Raw genomic sequence first — 6,000 nt, forward strand, 5'->3', positions numbered from 1 at the left:
GCGCCGCGATCTCAGTGATCGTCCAGCCGCCTTCACCCCGATCGCGATCTCGGCCCGATTGTCCACTGCCTAGAACCTCCGCCCCACCACAACCTCTGTCCACCAGCACTTTTCGACTGCCGTTGCTTCTAGGGTGTGACACCGCCCCGGCGAGGAGATCGCCGCCGGCCTCGAGGTGTCGGCAGTCACGTTGTACAACTGGCGCCGCCAGTACGGCATGGGCGGCGACGCCGCGGAGAACTCAACGAGCTGCGCGATCAGGAAAGCCGGCTCCAGCGGTTGCTCGCCGACGCGGAGTTGGCGAAGGATGCACTGCGGGAGATCCCCAGCGACTGCTGGCCCCCTGCTGGAGGCCCGGGCGGTCATCGGCGACTTAAGAGATCACCACAACCACCGACACCGGCATTCGGCACCGAGCCACCAGACCCCGGCCGAGTAGGCTGCCGGATGCGCCCAGCGGCATCACCCCGCGGGCTGCGAGATCGGCTGATCGACTACAAGTATGAGCCGGCTCCAGAACTGCCTGGACCGGTTATCGGGGACCCGCCAGTGGCATCCGCGAGCGGATGGTGAAGTCGTCGAAGTCGGGACTACGTCGGTAATCTGCACGAAATTCTGGGCGCCTGGCTGTGTGGCCGCCCGCGGGGAGAAAGTGAAATCGGGACTACCTGGCCGGAGTTTCGGTTGGGGGTGTCCAGATCTCCTTTAGAGGTGTCTATGGTCGGCGCGTGAGTGAGATTCCCGAGCGGAGGTCTACGCCGCGCCTGGTCGGAGCGTGGGTGTGGTGGTTGGGTCAGTGCGTGTTCCTGACTGCGATCCAGCTCGTTCCCGGGTCCAATGTCATTCCCGACTATCCCGAGGTTCCACGGCGGGATTGCTCTGATCTTCGTCGGGCTCGCCAGAAGCGCGAGGCCGAGGTTGCTCGTTCGCGGGCTACTCGGCGCCGTTGGGCCGCGAAGGTGCGTCGCTGACCCTGGGCGACCATGACGACGACTCCGCACCTGTTCGTGGGTGAGGGTCGTGTGGTCGACGCGCTCGTCGGTCCTGGAGGGTGGAAAGTCCACTGGCGGGACTGCATGGCGAAAGGCTCGCGGCGAGGGCTACCCCTGGGTCAAGCTGGACCGAGGCGGCGCCGACGCAGAGCTCGCGCTCGACCACGACCACTGGGGGGCCGCGGTGACCGAGTGGTCATGGTTGAGAGGTCCGTCGATGCGCCAGACACGCGCGGCGCCCTTGACAAGCTGGCGAAATTGCTTGCTGTATCTGTGCCCTGGACAGTGAAGGCCAGGTGACGCGGTCTGGAACCGCTATCTACCTGGCCCTTTCCGAGCCGCCCAGGGGAATCGAACCCCTGACCTATTCATTACGAGAATAATCCTGTGGCCAGGTGACGGTCACCTGTCTGCCGGTGACCAGGCATTTAGGGACATCGGTAGACACGGTGGAGCACGGGCGTGGGTCTGAGTACCGACACCACGCCGACACGGCTCGTGTCTCGGATGCGGTCCTGAAATGGACTCAATGAACCTGGTTGGATGTGACTGGAAGGTACGCAGTGTCTGAGTCTCAAGGGAGCACAACGAGTGCTGACGGGGAGCGTTTGGGCGTGGAGGCCGGGCGAGCGAGCACGGCCGCTTGCGGCCGCGCGCAGCGAGATGCGGCCGAGGCCGCCGAAGGCGGCCCCCTTGGTAACTACTCAGAATTAGTGCTGGCACACCAGGTCAGCGACGGTGACGAGGACTCGTATCTTGGTCTGAGCCGTGTGGAGCGGCGTCGCGTCCGGTTCGGCGCGAGAGCGATGCTCTGGGAGGCTTCGTCGTTGAAGTCGGTCCGCTGCTGCGGCCGACTGATTCACGGTGACGGGCCGGATCGTCGCGCCGACATGGGCGTGACGGTGAAGGTGAGTCCGGGGCCTAACGGGTCGAATGTGGCTGGCTTTGGAAATCTCGCAACCTGCGGTTCGGTCTGGGCGTGCCCGCGCTGCGCTGCTGTAATCGCTAGCCGTCGAGCAGTTGAGATCGGGAACGCAGTGCGTGAAGCCATTCGTTTGGGCGGTTCGGTCTACATGCTGACGCTGACAATGCGTCATGACCGTGAGCAGCGCCTGGAAGACCTCTGGGAAGGGCTCACTTCCGGCTGGCGAGCGACGTTTGGGAGTGAGCTGTGGACTGGTCGGGAAGCTCGGGTCACGGCCAAGCGTGGGTACTTCCGTCCCGCAGTTATGGGCGACGCCGATCGATTCCAGGTGGCTGGCCTGTCACGGACCGTGGAATGCACGTACGGCGTCGCCGGTTGGCACCTCCACGCTCATGTCCTTGTGTACTGCGTCGAGCGGTCGATGGCGAGTGCGTTGACGGAAGACTGGAAGGGGCTAATCAGAGAGTTGACTGGCGCAACTTCTGTCCCAGAGGTGGGCTGGTGGGGGCGTGTTGCGTTCGGTGCACGCGTGTCAGGGCAGTGGCGTCGCGGACTGGTAAAGAAAGACCTCAACTGCGGCGCGGTTGGCGTCGACCTCCGGCAAGTCACCGATGATGGTGCGGACTACATCGCCCGCTACCTCTCGAAGTCGACATACGATGTTGCGGCGAAGATGGGGGAGGAGGCCGCGCTCGGTTTGGTAACGAAGGCCGGACGGGGACGAAATCAGACCCCGTTCGAATTGCTGTATGACCTCAGCGAGAGCGTCTCCATGCGCGCTTGGGGTATTCGAACACCGCGACATTGGAAGGTCGTTGCCGACGAGTCAGAGTTCCTCGTCGTCGACATGGATACCGCAGAGGTACGGGCTGCGGTGCCGCCTGGTCGATGGAACCTGTGGTGGGTTTGGGAGCAGGGATCACAACGTCGGCGCCAATTGGTGTGGACGCATCGGCAAGCGGCTCTGACAGAACGCTCGGTTCGCTGGAACATGATTCTGGACGCACGCGGTCGAGAGCGCGCAGACGACGACATCGTCGGCGAGGGACTGGGCGGTTATCATCTCGGCGAGATTGCGGCAAGCGAGTGGTACGGAAAGCTGGCATTCAGACCGTCCTGGCTCGCTGAACTGCTCGAGGCCGCGGAGGATCCAGACCCGAATGAACTCTCAGTTTGGATGCAAAATCGACGTATCGAGTTAACTCACGGATCTCGGGCCAAGAACACTGAATGAGCACGTAGCCGCCTAATCCATTTGGACGCAGGGCTATTGGGATGAAACTTGCAAGTTCTTCGTCAACTCTTCAGGTCGAACTAACACCCTCAGCAGCAGCTGTTCGACAGATTGCGGCGTGGCTATCGAGGCGTATAGCGCCAGGCGCGATCGCGGCAAGGACGCGTGCGCGGCAATGGCACGGTTCTACGCGTCTACGTGCGTGGAGTGTGTCGTTCTAGGCATCGGATTCTTGAACTGGCCTCAATCTGTTTCATCTGGGAAGAATCTAGGAGGTAGGGCACGAATGCTGATGGCCATATGATGTTTTCATATTGGACCGTAAGAGCTATTCATTAGGATGAAAAAACATGTTGTGAAGTTCTGTTTCCACAGACTTGTTGCGCACGTCATCTTTAACCAACGGCTTTCCGATTTTCACTTGTGCTGCGAAGTGTTGAAGGAGCGATTTAATGGCTATGGCGACACAATTATCGATTGAGTCGCTCAAATCCGACTTTGCAACAGCGCGCTCAATCTCCCGTGCGGCTGTATCGATATCCTTATCGGTAGGCTCCTTTTCTTCTTCAAAGACTGAAACTAGCTCAGGAATGAGAAGTCCCGCTGTCATCATTGCAAGGTGATACTTGGCTGCCTTAACGAGCTGTATGGAATCGTCGCGCGCCGATCGGCGAAATAGGCTCTCAATCCGATAAACTATTAGCGCGGAAAAGTAGTAGACGTCCACAGGATGATTGTTCCATATGAATGAACTCTTCCCGTATAGTGATTTGGGTGATCCGATGGACGTGGATGACTCTCCGAATATGCACGCGGCGACAGCACGATCCAGATCCGAAGTTGTCACAACCCTCAGTCCTGGTACGTCCAGATCGGATAGGTCGGTGCCGTTCTGCCGGGCATATCGTAGACCATCCGGGCCTGATTGAGCGAAGTACAGCTCGACGTCTTGTGCATGCTTTTTGCTGGATTGAATGTCGGTTTCGGAGATGGCGGACTGCAAATTTGTGGCCACGGAGACTCGGCTAAATATCTCCGAACTCGTTGTTGATATGAGCTTGATAGGTACCGCGACCTTTGCGAGTTCTCTCATCGCATTCTCTTTGCCCACGGTATCCCGGAGATGTTCGGCCCATCGTGCGAGTTGATGGCTTGTCTGTCCTCCGTTAACTATCTGATAGCTAGAGATCGTGATGCGTCCGCCGGCGTTGTTCAGCTTTCGGGCGATTATAGTTAGTCCGTTATTTAGGAAGGGAAATAACTCAACATCCTCCGATAGTAGCGTAGAATATATTTCGCGGTTTACCGGATTTGCGTCTCCTTGATATGTCCGGACATTTTCCTTCAGCACTCCGTCACGAACTCTGCCGCTGTCATTGCATATGACGTTAAGTAGCTGGTCCGCCTGCGCAACGCCGATATAAGCTTGGTCTATACCCATCGTTTCGGTGATAGGCTGCGCTCCTGGAAAGCGAAAGGTCACGTCCTGCGGCCCGCTAAGTGTACTTTCCCGCTCTTCGCGGTCATTTTTTCCTTGAAGAATGCAAGTGATATCGTCGGGAAAGATTGCGTGACGCTGAAGCCGACGCAATGCCGCCAAGACTTGGGTCTCACCGAGAGCTTCAACGTCGGTGGACGTCTTGCTGTTGGTGACATAGAACAGCTCTGCGGGTATGCGGGGAGTATTGAACCTAGTGATATTGTTGAGAACCTCATCTACGACCATCGCAGTTTGACTCAAGCCAATTGGGAGATTGGTCGTATCGCCGCCGTTTGCGGTGTACTCGGCTATTTGCTCAACGCCGTGCAGGAATTTAGAAATGAGTTTTGTATCGTATTTCTCGCTGGTCTTTGCCTGAATGAGTGTTATGTAAACCGAATTCTCAGATCCGTCATTTAGCAGGTCTGCAATATCGCTGGCATCAGTGACCACGGTTCCATTGATAACGACTGCGGCGACATCGATTCCGCCGTCATCGCCACCGCCGGTAACGATGTCATCTAGTATGCGAATATCTGCAGAGACGTATCTATTGAGATAGAGGTACGCGACATAGAACTCGAAAAGTTTGCTGTCGATACCGGTTAGACCGTGATCTCGCGCGAATGATCGTACTTTTCTCGCGGTCATTGTATCCAATTTAACCCCTCATTGTTCTGATTTTGGTCTAGAAATATGCTACAACAGCTACGATTTCCCTGTGTGCGGACGTCTGCAGGAACCCTGGTAGCGACGAGTTAGTGTAGTCAGGCGCGGCCGCGGGTCGGAGGTTTCCCTGTGACGATATCGGTGATCGCTGCGTTCCAGGTGAGATACCTCCCCCATGGATTGGATTGCGGACTGGTCAACGCTCATCTAACTGGTTGCTCCCCTCAGTCCCGAGGCTATCGAGCGGTTGTCGGCGCCTGTGGGGTTGACCCTAGTGTGGTGGTGTGACAGACAGTAGCCTTTCGGACCGTTCGAGAGCTGACCTACCTTTGTGGGTCTGTTGGGCCGGATGACGGGAGCCACGACGGCACTTTTCGACCCCGTATCACGCGCGATGAAGGCCAACTTGGCGGCACTTCGACCGGAGTGCTGCGTAGCGCGCGGAAGCCGTGGTCGACGGTGGGCCTGCGCCAATCGCATTCCGGTAGGCGACGAAGCAGTTGAACGGTATGCCGCACGGGGGAAGCGCGGTGTGTCAGCATCGTGGCTATGGCTGAGAACTGGGGACCGGACGCGTACGGGCCGGGCGGCAGGCTTTGGTGGGAGATCGAGACTCCTCCAGGTGAGGTTGACCCCGTTTCCCGGACACCGGCTAAGCGGGCTTTCTCGCCGCCTTGTCGATCATGTTCTGTTCGAAAGT

At 58.4% G+C, this 6,000-nt stretch carries 2 protein-coding genes; one reads left to right on the plus strand and one right to left on the minus strand.

Annotated elements, in window-relative coordinates; all coding sequences use genetic code 11:
* The first annotated feature begins 1,705 nt into the window (after nt 1–1,705).
* Nucleotides 1,706–3,151, plus strand: coding sequence for a hypothetical protein (locus EF294_RS18395; protein ID WP_148083267.1), 1,446 nt, complete (start codon nt 1,706–1,708; stop codon nt 3,149–3,151).
* A gap of 328 nt (nt 3,152–3,479) precedes the next feature.
* On the opposite strand, the gene EF294_RS18400 is transcribed toward EF294_RS18395, so the two are convergent.
* Nucleotides 3,480–5,282 carry an AIPR family protein gene (locus EF294_RS18400; protein ID WP_123932405.1) on the minus strand — a complete coding sequence of 601 codons (1,803 nt, stop codon included), beginning with the start codon at nt 5,280–5,282 and terminating at the stop codon, nt 3,480–3,482.
* Nucleotides 5,283–6,000: the final 718 nt, after the last annotated feature.

Origin of the sequence: Gordonia oryzae, from assembly GCF_003797185.1 — a bacterium.
GTDB classification, from domain to species: domain Bacteria; phylum Actinomycetota; class Actinomycetes; order Mycobacteriales; family Mycobacteriaceae; genus Gordonia; species Gordonia oryzae.

Bases quoted from the DNA above. Each gene is read 5' to 3' on its own strand.
- EF294_RS18400 (WP_123932405.1), bottom strand. From the start codon at position 5,282: ATGACCGCGAGAAAAGTACGATCATTCGCGCGAGATCACGGTCTAACC.